Annotated in this window: 14 protein-coding genes and 4 pseudogenes; 15 read left to right on the plus strand and 3 right to left on the minus strand. The window is 41.4% G+C overall.

The features are described from left to right. Nucleotides 1-159 precede the first annotated feature (159 nt). The 12 genes and pseudogenes from E5355_RS13625 to E5355_RS13680 form a co-directional block, all read left to right on the plus strand. Nucleotides 160-324 (plus strand): annotated as a pseudogene (locus E5355_RS13625) (type II toxin-antitoxin system HigB family toxin); the annotation flags it as partial. A 263-nt stretch (nucleotides 325-587) separates the two neighbouring features. Then, nucleotides 588-872 carry a transposase family protein gene (locus E5355_RS19950; protein ID WP_246866957.1) on the plus strand — a complete coding sequence of 95 codons (285 nt, stop codon included), beginning with the start codon at nucleotides 588-590 and terminating at the stop codon, nucleotides 870-872. Nucleotides 873-887: 15 nt separating this feature from the next. Continuing rightward, nucleotides 888-1,721, plus strand: a complete 834-nt coding sequence (locus E5355_RS13630; protein ID WP_246866958.1) for an ISAs1 family transposase — start codon at nucleotides 888-890, stop codon at nucleotides 1,719-1,721. Nucleotides 1,722-1,848: 127 nt separating this feature from the next. Then, nucleotides 1,849-1,998: pseudogene (locus E5355_RS13635) on the plus strand (type II toxin-antitoxin system HigB family toxin); the annotation flags it as partial. Between the two features lie 11 nt (nucleotides 1,999-2,009). Further along, entirely contained in the window at nucleotides 2,010-2,372 is a 363-nt protein-coding gene (locus E5355_RS13640; protein ID WP_136010795.1) for a helix-turn-helix domain-containing protein, read from the plus strand. A 442-nt stretch (nucleotides 2,373-2,814) separates the two neighbouring features. Continuing rightward, complete coding sequence (locus E5355_RS13645; RefSeq protein WP_136010796.1) at nucleotides 2,815-4,044, plus strand: site-specific integrase; 1,230 nt, start codon at nucleotides 2,815-2,817, stop codon at nucleotides 4,042-4,044. After that, nucleotides 4,041-4,415, plus strand: a complete 375-nt coding sequence (locus E5355_RS13650; RefSeq protein ID WP_136010797.1) for a hypothetical protein — start codon at nucleotides 4,041-4,043, stop codon at nucleotides 4,413-4,415. Before E5355_RS13645 ends, E5355_RS13650 begins: the two co-directional genes overlap by 4 nt. Nucleotides 4,416-4,721: 306 nt before the next feature. After that, a complete protein-coding gene (locus E5355_RS13655; protein WP_136010798.1) occupies nucleotides 4,722-5,927 on the plus strand; it encodes a primase-helicase family protein in 1,206 nt (401 codons plus the stop codon). A 253-nt stretch (nucleotides 5,928-6,180) separates the two neighbouring features. Next, nucleotides 6,181-7,146, plus strand: coding sequence for a toprim domain-containing protein (locus E5355_RS13665; RefSeq protein ID WP_136010800.1), 966 nt, complete (start codon nucleotides 6,181-6,183; stop codon nucleotides 7,144-7,146). A 212-nt stretch (nucleotides 7,147-7,358) separates the two neighbouring features. After that, nucleotides 7,359-8,663, plus strand: coding sequence for a MobV family relaxase (gene mobV / locus E5355_RS13670; RefSeq protein ID WP_136010801.1), 1,305 nt, complete (start codon nucleotides 7,359-7,361; stop codon nucleotides 8,661-8,663). 94 nt (nucleotides 8,664-8,757) lie between these two features. Next, complete coding sequence (locus E5355_RS13675; protein ID WP_136010802.1) at nucleotides 8,758-9,195, plus strand: hypothetical protein; 438 nt, start codon at nucleotides 8,758-8,760, stop codon at nucleotides 9,193-9,195. Between the two features lie 45 nt (nucleotides 9,196-9,240). After that, nucleotides 9,241-10,266: a hypothetical protein gene (locus E5355_RS13680; protein ID WP_136010803.1), complete on the plus strand. Its 1,026-nt coding sequence runs from the start codon at nucleotides 9,241-9,243 to the stop codon at nucleotides 10,264-10,266. Here the strand turns inward: E5355_RS13680 and E5355_RS13685 are convergent. After that, entirely contained in the window at nucleotides 10,263-10,856 is a 594-nt protein-coding gene (locus tag E5355_RS13685; protein WP_136010804.1) for a hypothetical protein, read from the minus strand. The genes E5355_RS13680 and E5355_RS13685 overlap by 4 nt on opposite strands. A gap of 62 nt (nucleotides 10,857-10,918) precedes the next feature. Continuing rightward, nucleotides 10,919-11,806 carry a hypothetical protein gene (locus E5355_RS13690; RefSeq protein WP_136010805.1) on the minus strand — a complete coding sequence of 296 codons (888 nt, stop codon included), beginning with the start codon at nucleotides 11,804-11,806 and terminating at the stop codon, nucleotides 10,919-10,921. 218 nt (nucleotides 11,807-12,024) lie between these two features. Between E5355_RS13690 and E5355_RS13695 the strand changes: the two genes are divergently transcribed. From E5355_RS13695 to E5355_RS13705, 3 genes and pseudogenes are all read left to right on the plus strand, one after another. Next, the gene (locus E5355_RS13695; RefSeq protein WP_136010806.1) at nucleotides 12,025-12,624 is read left to right on the plus strand and encodes a hypothetical protein; all 600 of its coding nucleotides are present in this window, start codon (nucleotides 12,025-12,027) and stop codon (nucleotides 12,622-12,624) included. Nucleotides 12,625-12,626: 2 nt separating this feature from the next. Beyond that, nucleotides 12,627-12,944: pseudogene (locus tag E5355_RS13700) on the plus strand (head fiber protein); the annotation flags it as partial. A 342-nt stretch (nucleotides 12,945-13,286) separates the two neighbouring features. Continuing rightward, the gene (locus E5355_RS13705) at nucleotides 13,287-14,000 is read left to right on the plus strand and encodes a hypothetical protein (RefSeq protein WP_136010807.1); all 714 of its coding nucleotides are present in this window, start codon (nucleotides 13,287-13,289) and stop codon (nucleotides 13,998-14,000) included. 164 nt (nucleotides 14,001-14,164) lie between these two features. Here the strand turns inward: E5355_RS13705 and E5355_RS13710 are convergent. After that, nucleotides 14,165-14,923 (minus strand): annotated as a pseudogene (locus E5355_RS13710) (transposase); the annotation flags it as partial. Between the last annotated feature and the right edge of the window lie 71 nt (nucleotides 14,924-14,994).

Below are 14,994 nucleotides of genomic sequence, written 5' to 3' on the forward strand. Positions count from 1 at the left end.
GTTGAGTATTGTTCCATAACTCTAATTGATTGACACTCATAAAGCTACAAATAAACCTCCAATTAACCTACTGATTTACAATATATTATTCATTGCAATAACGTTTATCTTCAATAAATTTTAAACAGCTTCTATATTTTTGCATCAAATAAGAGAGGTATGAGAATTGTATCACATAGAAAATTGAAAGAGTTCTACGAGACGAAAGGGTATGAGGATTCACGCATAGCCTTAGAACGTTGGTATGATATAGCGGAAAAAGCTGAATGGAAGAACCTATCAGACATTAAAGTGGATTTTCTTTCAGTTGATTATCACGGCTCTTTCATTTAAAATCGGTCGAAGTTTACGAAAATAGTGGTATTTTATAGCGAAAATGTCTACCTTTGCACACAGCGATGCCGAAGCACCGCCTTCGGTGTTTCTTTATCATAAAATTAAAATTTAAAAAAGAGGCGGAGTGGTCGAGAAGGCTCTTCTGCCTCGATTTTCGCTACGCGAAAATACGCATTATTCGCCTGATATGCAATATTTTCGGTTTAATATATATTAAAAAGAAACATCGTTTTTACCCTGCGTGCAGCATAATGGACAGACTGGTTGATTTTGCCTCGTCAGTGCCGGATTTCCGCAGAACAGACAAGGGAAACCACCGTCACAGACTCCGGGATATCATAATGCTGATGGTACTTGGTCGTGCCTCTGGATTTGTCGGTCGTGCTGATATAATTGCTTTCGGCAAACACAATATCAAAAAGTTCCGCAAAATGGGGATGTTGAAAAATGGAGTACCGTCCGAAGCGACCCTTTGCCGAGTAGATAGTGGGATAAATGACTGCGCCATGGCCGACAGGATGCAGGAACTTGTCTAAGTGTTTCATGCTCAGTTGTGTAGCCGATCAGGGCGGGAGATAATCTGTATTGACGGCAAGGCCGAGCGGGGCACGGTTCTGGCGAACGGACGAAATCTGGATATCGTGTCGGCTTACTCGTTCAACACAGGCATAACGCTGGCAACAGAGGCCTGTCCGGAGAAAAGCAATGAAATAAAGGCTATCCCACAACTTATCGACAAACTTGATTTTGCCGGAAAGACTGTGACAGCCGACGCCATGTCCATGCAAAAGGACATCATAGACAGGATAAGAGGTAAAGGTGCTGATTTTCTCATTGAACTCAAGGCCAACCAGCCTTCGCTACGTTACGGAGTGGAAGACAGACTCAAAGAGTATAAGCCGCTATATTCTTATACTGATGGTCCCGAACTCGGTCATGGAAGAATCGAGACAAGAACATACAACATATATGATGGTCTCGAAATTATTGCCGACAAGGAGAAATGGGGCGGAAACATGACGATTATAGAATACATGGCCCAGACCGTCAGAAAGACGACCGCGATAAATACACGTGAAAAACGTCTGTATGTGAGCAGTCTGCCGGCTGACACGCCCTCCATGGGTTCCATTGTGCGCCATCACTGGTCGATAGAAAGTATGCATTGGGGACTGGATGTAAATCTGCTGCAAGACAAGGTGAAGCGCAAGTCGGCAAAGGCCGCCCGCAACCTTGATACAATACAAAGAATTGTCTACTCGGTATTTTCTATATGGAAAGGGTTGCGCAAAAAGCGATCTGACAAGAGAAAAGGCGTGGCAGAACTTATGCGCCATGTCTCAATGAGTTTTACCCGATTAATGCGGTTTCTTTGCCAAAAATGAAATAAATCTGATTTTTAGAAAAAGATAACTGCTTGAAGTACAATCATAAAAAAATCACCCGATTCTCAACAAACCGGGTAAGGGATAATATGTCTTTATTTTTATCTTAAATGAAAGAGCCGTGGTTGATTATGTAGGTAATCAACACTATGTATTCAATATCAGAGGCAACAACTATCGGTTGGTTGTCGTTGTTAAGTTTACAATTGGGTATGTCTTCATTCGCTGGGTTGGTACTCATAAAGATTACGATAAGATAGATTGTTCAACCATTTAAGAGATAGAAGTATGAATAAAGTAACAAAAGAACAGTATGAATTTGCTTTGGCGAGAGTGGAGGAACTTCTGCCATTGGTTGATGACAATACGCCTTCAAATGATAAGAATGCGGTGGAGCTTACACTTATGTCCGATATTGTGATAGCATATGAAAAAGAACATTATCCGATAGAAAAACCGACTGTTGCGGAATTGATAGAGCTATCTCTTGAAGAGAAAGGGATGAGTCAAAAGCAACTTGCTGGTGAGATTGGTATAAGTCCATCGCGTGTGAATGACTATATTTCTGGACGTTCGGAACCGACCCTCAGAATTGCGAGATTGCTATGTCGAGTGCTGAATATACCTCCAGCCGCGATGTTGGGTTTCTGATTAGTTCATAAGAAGAATATTTAGGTGTGACTGTTATCACGCCTTTTTTTATACAATTTTACGACAATCGTTTTATTGTCGTGTATCACCTATCTGATAATTTTTCATCTTCTTTATAAATAACGAAATTTACCGTAGAGATTTATAAATCAAATTCATACGGTATGACAATCTTACAAAAAATCTTTGGAATAACCGAGAAAAGAGGTTGAAATGTCACTGAAATGACTATCATTAAAGCGTTTACAGTGCCAAACGAAGCCAACCGCAAAAAACGGGAAACGCAAAGGAAAGCAGTTCTATGAAGCAGAACGGTTTTCAAATCGTTACCCGTAGCGAGATGCATTTTTAACGCTCCCTGCATTGATTGCGCCGTTCTGCGCCGACTTGCTTATCAAGGTCTAACTCGTTGAGTAATAACTTTGCAAACAAAAAAACGAGTATGGCAAGAAGTACATTCAAAGTGCTGTTCTACGTGAACGGCAGCAAGGAGAAAAACGGTATTGTCCCCATCATGGGGCGAGTGACAATCAACGGGACTGTGGCGCAGTTCAGTTGCAAGCAGAGTGTCCCGAAAACGCTTTGGGATATCAAGGGCAACCGAGCCAAAGGCAAGAGCAAGGGAGCACGGGACATCAATTTAGCTTTGGACAACATCAAGGCGCAAATCATCAAACACTACCAACGCCTATCCGACCGTGAGGCATTCGTTACGGCAGAAATGGTGCGCAATGCTTATCAAGGTATCGGCAGCGAGTACGAGACACTGCTCAAAGCGTTCGACCGTGAGAACGAAGTATTCAAGAAGCGTGTCGGCAAGGACAGGGTAATGGCAACTTACCACTCACGAGTGAGGGCAAGAAACCATGTGGCAGCGTTCATCAAGTCTTTCTACAGGCGGACTGATATGTCCATGCTGGAGATTACGCCCGACTTCATCAAGGAGTTCGCAGCCTACCTCTCAACGGAGGCCGGACTGCATAACGGGACGATATGGGAAAAGTGCATGTGGCTGAAAGGTGTTGTCATGCGTGCGCACTTCAACGGACTGATACCGAGAAACCCGTTTGCCCAGTTCCATATCAGCCCGAATGTGAAGGAGCGTGAGTACCTGACGGAAGACGAATTGAAAGCGTTAATGACGCACGAGTTCGGGGATGCAAAACTGTCCTATATCCGTGATATTTTCGTTTTCGCCAGCTTCACCGCCCTTTCTTTCGTGGACATCAAGGAACTGACCAATGACAACATCGTGGAAGTGAACGGAGAAAAGTGGATATTATCCAAACGGCACAAGACGAAAGTTCCGTTCCAAGTGAAACTGCTGGATATTCCTATGCAGATAATAGAGCGTTACCGTTCCTTGCAGGAGGACAACCTCGTTTTTCCTAATCTCAACTACTGGTCTATCTGCAAACCGTTGAAAAAGGTGATGAAAGAGTGCGGGATAACAAAGGACATCTCGTTTCATTGCGCCAGACATGGGTTCGCGACGCTCGCCTTGAGTATGGGGATGCCGATTGAGAGCGTGAGCCGTGTTTTGGGACACACGAACATTGTCACGACCCAAATCTACGCAAAAATCACAACGCAGAAGCTGGATAACGACCTTACCATGCTCGGCAACAGACTAAACCAATCGTTTAACAACATATCAATGGCAGGACAATGAAAAGAAATATCATCGAAATTACGGAACACGGTACGATAACTATACCGAGTGAAACGGTATGGATGAGCGAAGCTGAACTTGTCAGCCTGTTCGGGGTTATTGCTCCTACTGTCCGTGCCGCAATCCGAGCCGTTTATAAAAGCGGAGTATTGACAGAACATGAAGCGCAACGGCATATCCGTCTGTCGGATAAATACAGCATGGATGTTTACAGCCTTGAAATGGTTATCGCCCTCGCTTTCCGCATCCACTCATACGGAGCGGAACGGGTACGCAATGCCATGATTGAAAAGTTGTACTTGCGAAAAGAGAAAACAAGCATCTTCTTTTCGTTGGGCAATGGAATAAAAGTACCTAAATATCAGGCATGAAGTATATTGATATGACGACATGAAGTAATGAAACCAATACGTATTCCCATTATCAACAACTCATTTATACGAGTGTTTGAATAGGCGTATTGCCATTCATACGTATTAAGACGACAAGTCCCGAAGAAACTGCCATTGAAGTGGTGTTTCTTCGGGACTTTTTGTTGTCATGTTCTCCGATATGCTGCAAGTTTTTCATTCCTTGTGTTTTTTGCGCCATTCTGCCGTGATTTGCGTATCAAGGTTTTAAGCGGCTCGCCATAATTTTGCATACGATTATTTATCAACCATTTAAGCGTATGAACAATGAGTAAATCAGACATCAGCAAGGAGGAGTTTATCCGAGTGGGTACGACCCTCTACAAGTTAGTGAACCAGCCCCGACTGAACGATGGCTATGTGAAGAAACGAATCGTGTGGAACAACGAGACCCTGCGACAGGACTATGGCAAGCACTTTCTCGCTACCGTACCGAAGTATGACGGCTTCTGCACGGTGCCCGACCATGTGAATTACCGTCCGATAGTGGACAAGTTCCTGAACCTCTATGAACCGATAGACCACAAACCGATGGAGGGTGATTTTCCCTCTATCCGTTCGTTAGTGCATCATATCTTCGGGGAACAATACGAGTTGGGAATGGACTACCTGCAGCTGCTATACCTGCAACCTGTTCAAAAATTACCAATCCTGCTGTTGGTATCGGAGGAACGCAATACGGGCAAAAGTACGTTCTTGAACTTCCTGAAAGCCCTGTTTCAGAATAATGTGACCTTCAACACCAACGAGGACTTCCGCAGCCAGTTCAATTCCGATTGGGCAGGGAAATTACTTATCGTGGTGGATGAAGTGTTGCTGAGCCGCAGGGAGGACAGTGAGCGGTTGAAAAACCTCAGTACCACGTTATCCTACAAGGTGGAAGCCAAAGGCAAAGACCGTGACGAGATTGCCTTCTTCGCCAAATTCGTGCTGTGTTCCAACAACGAGTATCTGCCCGTCATCATAGACGCAGGGGAAACACGCTATTGGGTACGGAAGATAGACCGCTTGCAATCGGACGATACAGACTTTCTGCAAAAGCTGAAAGTGGAAATCCCTGCTTTCCTATACCATTTGCTGCACAGACAACTCTCCACCGAAAAAGAGAGCCGTATGTGGTTTGCCCCATCATTGCTGCATACCGAAGCCTTGCAGAAGATTATCCGCAGCAACCGCAACCGATTGGAGATAGAGATATGTGAACTTATACTTGATATCATGGCAAGCACGGGTATCGACACTTTTTCTTTTTGCTGTAACGACATGCTCACGCTGTTGGCAAACACGTATGTCAAGGCGGAGAAGTACCAAGTAAGGAAGGTATTGCAGGAGTGTTGGAAGCTCACGCCAGCACCGAACGGATTGACATACATCACCTACCAACTGAACTACAATCGGGAGTGTCGGTATGAGCCGATAAGGAGGGTGGGACGCTTTTATACCGTCACAAGGCAGCAACTTGAAACGCTGTAAATCCATTGTCTTTTTGTTGAATTGTTGAATAAGGATATAATCATACTGATAATAAGCGATATACACTCTCAACAAAATCTCAACAGACCAAAAGAGAAGTTGAGCATAAAGCCACGACTTATTGTTGGTTTCTCTTTTGGTGAGTGGTTTGTTGAGCGGATGTTGAACATCTATTTGTGTAGATATAAGCATATTAAATATGCTATTCAACGAATCAACGATTTTCATTCACCATTAAAACCATAGGAAGATTATGACTACACAGGAAGCAAAGAAGATACGCATCGCAGACTATCTGCAAAGTTTGGGCTATAGTCCCGTCAAGCAGCAGGGCAAAAGCCTTTGGTACAAATCACCGTTCAGGGAGGAAACGGAAGCCTCGTTCAAGGTAAACACCGAACTTAACCAATGGTATGACTTCGGAACGGGCAAAGGAGGCAGCATCATCGCTTTAGCGCAGGAACTTTACGGTTCGGACTATGTGCCTTACCTGCTTGGTAAGATAGCGGAACAAGTACCGCATGTCCGTCCCGTGTCTTTCTCTTTTCGCCAGCAGGCCTCCGAACCATGTTTCCAACATTTGGAGGTGAAAGAACTCACACACCCTGCATTACTCTGTTACTTGCAGGAGCGTGGAATAAACACTGCATTGGCGCAAGCTGAATGTAAGGAACTGCACTTCGTCCATAACGGCAAGCCTTATTTCGCCATCGGGTTCCCGAATGTGGCAGGAGGCTATGAGGTACGCAACCGTTTCTTCAAGGGTTGCATCGCCCCGAAGGACATCAGCCATATCAGACAGTCGGGAGAGCCGAGAGAGAAATGCCTCGTGTTAGAGGGAATGATGGACTATCTTTCATTCCTCACCTTGCGGATGAAGAACTGCCCGACCATGCCCGACCTTGACAGGCAGGATTACGTTATTCTCAATTCCGTTTCCAACGTATCCAAAGCCATAGACGTGCTGCACGGGTACGAGCGTATACACTGTCTGCTTGACAATGACGAGGCAGGGCGGAAAGCGTATTGGGAACTGGCAGGAGAGTTTGCCGGACGTATCAGGGACTTCTCCCCAAACTACAACGGGTACAAAGACCTGAACGACTACCTGTGCAGCAAACCTTTGTCCCAATCGGCTGAGCCGATGAAACAGGAGAAGCAAGTCCAATCCGCAAAACGGATGATGCAGCCACCGAAAAAGCAAGGGCTGAAGATGTAGGGAGAGGGTGTTTGCAGCGACACGGATATTTACCGACGGAAAATGCCGTAGCTTATTAGGGAATTTTCCGAGCCGCAATACTCCATATCGCTGAAAATTCCCCAATAAGCCAAAGAGGTTGCACCTCTCTGGACTCTCCCAAAGACTAACGGCAAGAGCCGTATAGAATAATCATTATTGTTTCACAATTCAAGAATAAAGGAAAATTATATATGGGTTATGCAGTATTACACATGGAGAAGACAGGCGGAACGGATGCCGCCATGTCAGCGCACATAGAGCGAACCATACATCCGAAAAACGCAGATGCGAACAGAACGCACCTCAATCGGGAACTTGTTCGGTTTCCTGACGGAGTGGAGAACAGGACACAAGCCATACAACATAGATTGGACAATGCAGGACTGGCACGCAAAATCGGCAACAACCAAGTGAGGGCTATCCGTGTCCTGCTCACGGGAACGCACGAGGATATGGAACGTATCACCAGCGAGGATAGACTTGATGAATGGTGCAGCGACAATCTGAAATACCTTGCTGACACATTCGGCAGGGAGAACATCGTGTCGGCAGTCCTGCACATGGACGAGCAGACACCGCACATACACGCCACCCTTGTCCCGATAGTCAAGGGAGAGCGCAAACGCAAGAAGAAAGAGGAACAGGTAAAGAAGCGATATCGCAAGAAACCGACCGACACAGCCCGACTGTGTGCCAATGAGATTATGACACGTACCAAACTCAAATCCTATCAGGACACCTACGCCCAAGCCATGAGCGGTTATGGGTTGCAACGTGGCATTGACGGATCGGAAGCAAAGCATATTTCCACACGGCAGTATTACCGTGACCTGATGCAGCAGACGGAACGGTTGCGAACAGACATAGGGCAACTCCAAGACCACAAGGAAACGGCACAAGAAGAACTCAGGCGAGCCAAGAACGAGGTGCAGACCGAGAAACTGAAAGGGGCTGCCGCGACCGCAGCCACCAACATTGCGGAAAGTGTCGGTTCTCTTTTCGGAAGCAACAAGGTCAAGACGTTGGAAAGGCAAAATGTCGTCTTGCAAAACCGTATTTCTGAACTTGCAAATGAAGCCCAAGAACGTGAAGAACGGCATATCAAACAGATGCGAGAGATGAAAAGCGCATACGAACAACAGAACCGCAAGTTGTCCGAGTTTGTGGATTTCGTCAAACGTTACTTCCCGTATGTGGAGAAACTGATGCCGACAATAAAGTTCTTGCGTGAAACTTTGAACTTTGGCGATACTGTCATTAGAAAGCTATGCACATTCAAGGATGTTTCCATTAGAGGTGAACTATATTCCCGTGAATTTAACCAACGCTTCAAGACTGATGGTGCGGTTTGTTCTCTCAAACAGGATACGGAAGGTAAATTTGAACTCAACATAGACGGCGTTTCACATGTCAATTGGTTCAGGCGAAAGAAAGACGAGTTTATGGAAGCGTTGGGAATACCTACAAAGAGACAAAATCGGGGTATTAAGTTGTAAATCATAATAAAGTCCGTGTTTGTAAGATGTTACATCACGGATTTTTTGTACTTTTGTATTTGTCAAAACAGTATAAATTCAAAGACAAATATAAATGAAAAACAGAATTAAAATTATACCCAAAAGTGGAGTGGCTATTATATGCTCATTGTGCCTTATAGGTTTTTGTCTTCCTTTTGTGGATATGTATAATGGTACAGAAAGTACAATGTATTCTAATATAACAGAAGCAAAAGAATATGAAATAGATTATGAGTGCATGAAATACCTTGATAAATACCCAAGAGGGCAATATTACCAAGAAGTTTCAAATATCTTATTATCTAAGATGGAAAAATATGGTGATGTTGCAAGAACATATAAATTGGGGTTACGGTATTCATCTTTAAAAGTTGGAAAAGAACTAAAGGAATTAGCTTATAAAATTGCGGAGACTAAAAATGATTATTATTCTTGGAACCAATATGTAGAGGTTTGCGACTCTGTGGATATTAGAGATGCTTGTGAGAGACTAAAAATCTTTACTCACTAAAGGAACATTTCTTTTTATAGAAATACGATTAAACTCTAAAACGATATGATTGATAAAAAAATTGCAGTCTTTTATTCATGGCAATCCTATATCGGAGGTTATGCAAATCGAGGATATATAAGGGATAAAATACTTTCGGCATTTAAAGAATTGAATGTTGAAATAGAACTCCTTGAAGATGCCAGAGGCATTACAGGTGCACCAGATATCCCAGATGCAATTTTAACAAAAATAATCAAGTCGGACATTTTTATATGTGATATAACTTCGGTATACACACTTGATATAAAAGGAAATAAAAAGCGTGCAAATCCCAATCCCAATGTTATGTTTGAATTGGGATTTGCTGTTCGTTCGTTAGGTTGGGACAGAGTTATCTGTATATGCAATGAAGAATATGGCGATGTTGAAACTCAACCTTTTGACATATCTAAGCATCGAATAATTACATATCGCAAAAAAGATGGTGAAAAGAAATCAGCTAAATCATTATTTCTTGTACGCGTTTTCAATGATATTATATCAAACTACGACAACATTGTTGCTCAAAGAAATAAATTTGATTACAAGAAACATGATATTGATATTTTTTATAAAATGATGTCTTTTGCTTCAGAAGAAGAATTTATCAATAGCATCACAGATTTCCGTTCTTCTGGACGCTTCTTTCGTTGGTATGAGAAGTGCTGGGATTATATACAATACTTCCAAGACTATCCTCAAAATAGATTTGTAAACACAAGTCTTAATGATAGTTTTATGAAATTGGTAATAACCTTAGATGAATTAAAATCATTAACTTGCCAAATCTGCAATGCCTATAATACACAGTATTGGCAATATGAAGAACCGGAAAAAGAATATACTCAAGAGCAATTAAAAGAAATATGGATGTCTCAAGAGTATCGAAAACGAGAAATACAATATCCTGACAATGATACAACAGAGAGGCTTCGTAAATACTATGAAACTGTAGAGAAAGATGAGCAAAATATTGTTAAGTGTTCTAATAATGTACTGAAAGCTTATAGTGATTTTAGGGAAAACATTAAACGGGAGTTGATTATTTAATATCTTTGTTCGTCTATAAATTCTTGAATTTCTCCTAACCCACCAATTTCCTTTGGTAATATAAACATATTCATAGGATTTGCATATCTCTTAAAATACATTACAATTTTATTTATATCCAAATCCATAATATTTTTACGACTATTCATTCCGACTGGTTCAATGTGACATAATTTCCATTTTGCATCATTAGCAGACAATGCATCTTTACCTAAAGTTTTGGTGTATTTTGCTTTTTTCTTATCCTCTTTCGTCAAAGCATAAACCATTGGTATCTCATTGTTATTCAATTTATTTCTCAGTTCCAATAGGTTATAAGTTTTTCCATCTAAAACATTGCGGTACACCCATAAGGCAAATGTATTATCGGAAATTATAACTTTTCTCCCTGACGGATGAGTAAATTCTTGTCCTCTGCTGCTACCTTTTCTTATAATAAGAGGCATACTCTCATCTTTAGCCCATTCCGAAATCAAAGTATCCCACGAAGTTAAAATATCAATAGAAACAGTTAACTGATTTTCTGATGATTTCCACAATTTACCAAGCTCCTTAATTTTATTTCTAATATCAGATCCTACAAAATCCATAAATTCAGTCCTTTGTATTTTTATATCAATGTTTCTCGCTGGTGAGAATTCCAAGCAAAAGATCACTTGATAAGCCGATTCTTTTTTAGTTCAATCAAATCAAATGCTCTGAGTACATGAATCAAAAGCTTCATTTCAATCTGTTCTCTATACTTTTCGGCTTCATTGTTACTAAGTATTGAACTATTATTGGGGCAATAGCCATCACATTCATATTTATCTAATTCTAGTTTATAGCTTATAACTTTTGTTGTATCTCCTGATATGATAAATTTCACACCAAGCGCATCGCTTATTAAGTTAGAAATGTAGTTATCAATACATCTAAAACAGATATAGACATCAGTCCAATATACACCTCCACCCCTTCTGTATACAGATTGTTTAATTGCCTCAATCTTAAAAGATTTGAGGTATCGGTAAAGACTTTCGAAGTCGTAAATATCGTCCTCTTTAAAAAGGAATCCTCTACCTTGACCATTGGCTTCTCCCCACTCCCAAGCATTACATTGCCATTCTAACCAATCAAAATTCAATTGTGAGATAAGGCAACCATCTCTTAATGTTAAATTAATAAGCGGCAATATTGTATATAACAAGAAACTGATATCCGTACCATGTAAATTATAGGTTTGCCATTCCCCATTTACATCATATAGATATAGAGTCATAATATATTCATATGTCTTAGGTTCGGGCAATCCATGGTAAAGAGGTTCTCCTCGTTTGCATATCACTTTCAATCCTACAAGTTCTATATTGCCAAAATGCAAACCTTCATCATCATGTAATTGACGGCCTACGATATTTAGTGAAGCATAGCCTTCTTCTCCAAACTCTAATGATGGTATTTCTATTGTATAATCACCTTTTTCTGCTGGAGTATTATATCTTTCCCTCCGATGGTTACTTGGAGAATAAAACTTATTAGGCTTTAATATTATTATCATGATAATCGGTTCGTTTTAAATATGGGATTCGCTTACAAAGGTACATATTTTATTCGTCCGTTAACGTGTTTTTGGAGAAAATGTACTATCTTTGTGGCACAGACGAGATGCCAGAAAGCATATCTGAGCAGAGTACAGCAACAAGAACGGTTGGCAATTCGTTACCTCAAAATCGGGTTATCTGCCCAAAGCCCTTATTATAAAGGGATAAAGATTATATTCCAAATTTAGAACAAATCTTGGCAGGGCTACAACAGAAATTCGCTGGGGTGGACACTGCTATCTTGACCCGAATAGCTACTAAAAAGGCAGAGGGTGTAACGGACGAGACAAAGGTAAACTCCGTTGTTGAGGGTATCAGTTTTCCGGACGTGCTTAATTCCTATGGTGATTTCCGTGCCGGGGATGCTTCCAAGACCGCAGTTTCCAACTACGAGAAGAGACATAACCTTAAAGACGGTAAGCCAATTGAGACTACCACAACCACCAAAACGGAAGAAAATAAAGACGATGTGCCTGCATGGGCGCAAGCCTTAATTGATTCCAACAAGAGCCTTTCTGACAAGCTAACACAGTTTGAAATGGAAAAGGCTCAAGCAACACGTAGCCAGCAGATTTTGGCAAAGGCTAAGGAATATGGTATTCCCGAAAACTACGCCAAACGATGCGCCATTAAGGACGATGAGGACTTGGATGCATACTTCAAGGGCGTAACCCCTTCCGAAACGGCGGAAGAGAAGATTGAGAAAGAATCTGAATCTATCGCTAAGATGATTGACGAGAGAACGAAAACTATTGTTGAACAAAACAAGAATTAATTATGTCATCAGGATTTAAGTATGACTTAGTTCCGCCCGTTGAGCAAGAGGAACGCCACGATGTCCAGACCGGTATTCGTAGACGTGGCCCGTTCAAACTCGACACGCAGAACCTGGTAGTGGGAAGTTTTCTTTCCGGATTTACGCCGATTTGTGCGGACTTGAAAAACAAGTTCGCTTATGCGGTAATCAATGTGAGAGTTGTGGAAGCCTATACTACTGGTGGAGAGGCTTTGTCTATCAAGATAGCAAAGGATTCTCTGGCTTATGTGGGCATGTTTATCGGAAGCGGCAAGAAAGGTGCAGAAGTAACGGCAATGATATGATCTTGTCGCTTTTTGTTCCGGGAATGGCTACTGCCAATGTATCTTTGCCTCCATGGCCGTCTTTATTGGTCAGGAACGTCCCCAAAATAAATTTGATATATTTGTAGACCTTTGATTATCAATAATGGAACTAGTTTCTATATCGTACTGGTATGGGTAGAGGGAATTGTTCCACTAAATAAAAACTTAAATGGAAAAGCCGTGTTCAGATATTTCTTTTACGTAAAATAACACTTGTTATGACTGTGCTAAAAACCTTAAAAGAAGTAAAAAGTTTTTGCTTCTATGCCATTGTAAACTAACTTTGAAAATCAACTTTTAAATGAATTAAAGCATATGAAAAAATTAATCTTATCTATCGCACTATGTTGTGCAGCTACGAGTTTCTTTGCGCAGAATGCTGACCCTGCCCAGTTGGTCAATGATGGTAAAGCTGCTCTTGAGGCTAAAAATTATCAGGAAGCTTACACAAAATTTAGTACTTATCTGACACAAACAAACAATCAAGATTCTGTAATTGCATATAACTGTGGTGTTTGTGCCGATAAGATTAAGAAACCTGCCGAAGCTTTGAAGTATTTTGATATTGCTGTGCAGAAAAAGTATAACTTGGCAAATGCTTACATAGGTAAAGTCAGCGCTTTGAAAGATTTGAAGAAAAATGATGAGTATATTGCTACTTTAAAGGAAGGATTGGAAGTAAATCCCGGTAATAAGACTTTGACTAAATTGTATGCCACTTATTACGTAAATCAAGGTATTATGGCGCAGAAAGCCAAAAAGATGGATGCAGCCGAAGAAGCATTTAAACAGGCCATAGCTATCCAAGCAGATAATGTAAATGCGCTTAATAGTCTGGGTTCTTTATATTATAGCAAGGGTGCCAATACCATGAAAACAGATGTAGAAAAAGCAAAAGTTGAATTCAAGGAAGCCAAAGAATATTTGGGTAAACTTATTCCATTGCTCTCTGTAGACAAACCTGCTCAAAAGAAGATGATGGATAATGCAAAAACAATGTTGAACTTCATCGACAGTCAATTGAAATAAAAGGCTCCTAAATAAAAAGAGGGGGATGTGTCAAAACTAAGGCACATCCCCTTCTTTTTTTGTCTAAAATAGTCGTTCTTCTTTTTTTTGTCTATGCGACTATTTTTCCAGTAATTAGGTAATAAGGCTTAATATTCGTCGTATTTTGAGTCACACGTGGTCTGATTATATCCGGGTTTGGTCTGCCCATTTCTCATGGCGTCTTCTTTCATGCGCATGAGGGTGGCATCAGGATTGGTCTTGGAGTAAGAGTTGCGTTCTCCAAGAGTATCAAGATGGTTGTCGTATTCCATCAACTTGTCACGGTACTGCTCAAGTTCCCGGACCTGTTTCTTCTTTTCCCGGATGACTTTCTTTTGTTCCTTGTCCTTTGTTACAGGCTGGTGTTCCAGCACCTCTTTAAGTCCATTCACTATATCTGAGAGCATGGCGGGAGTGAACTCTACGGGTGTGTCTTTCATGGAGTTCTCTTGGGCTATGACTTCATCCACCTGCTCCAGGAGAATGCGGATCTTATCCATCAGCTTTGTACCATTGTCGGCAAGGACAAGAACCAACTGCGTGAATGCGGTATTTATTTCCTTTTCTACACGGTTTCAAAAACGGTTGATGGTAATAAAATCCGGATGTTCATTACCGGAAAGCCGGATATAATGAATGTCACGCAGGAGAAGCTTCTCTATTTTCCGGCACGAATAGATATTGTTCATGTAGGCATAGATAATCACTTTAAGCATCATTTCAGGATGATAAGGACAACGACCGGTTGCCTTATAAAGCTTCTTGAAATTGTCAAGATTGAGGTTATCAACAACAGTATTAACTATGCGAACCGGATTGTTCGCTGCTATGTTTTCATCAATTCTTCCGGGAAAAAGAACTGTTGGGTTGGGAATGTAAGGACGAAAATGTAACTTTGCCATAACGAAAAACTTTATGCCTAAAGACACAAAAACTTTGGGTAATAACAAAGCCCGGGCTTGTGAAAGTCGGG

The organism is Bacteroides muris (ex Afrizal et al. 2022) (assembly GCF_004793475.1).
Taxonomy (GTDB): domain Bacteria; phylum Bacteroidota; class Bacteroidia; order Bacteroidales; family Bacteroidaceae; genus Bacteroides; species Bacteroides muris.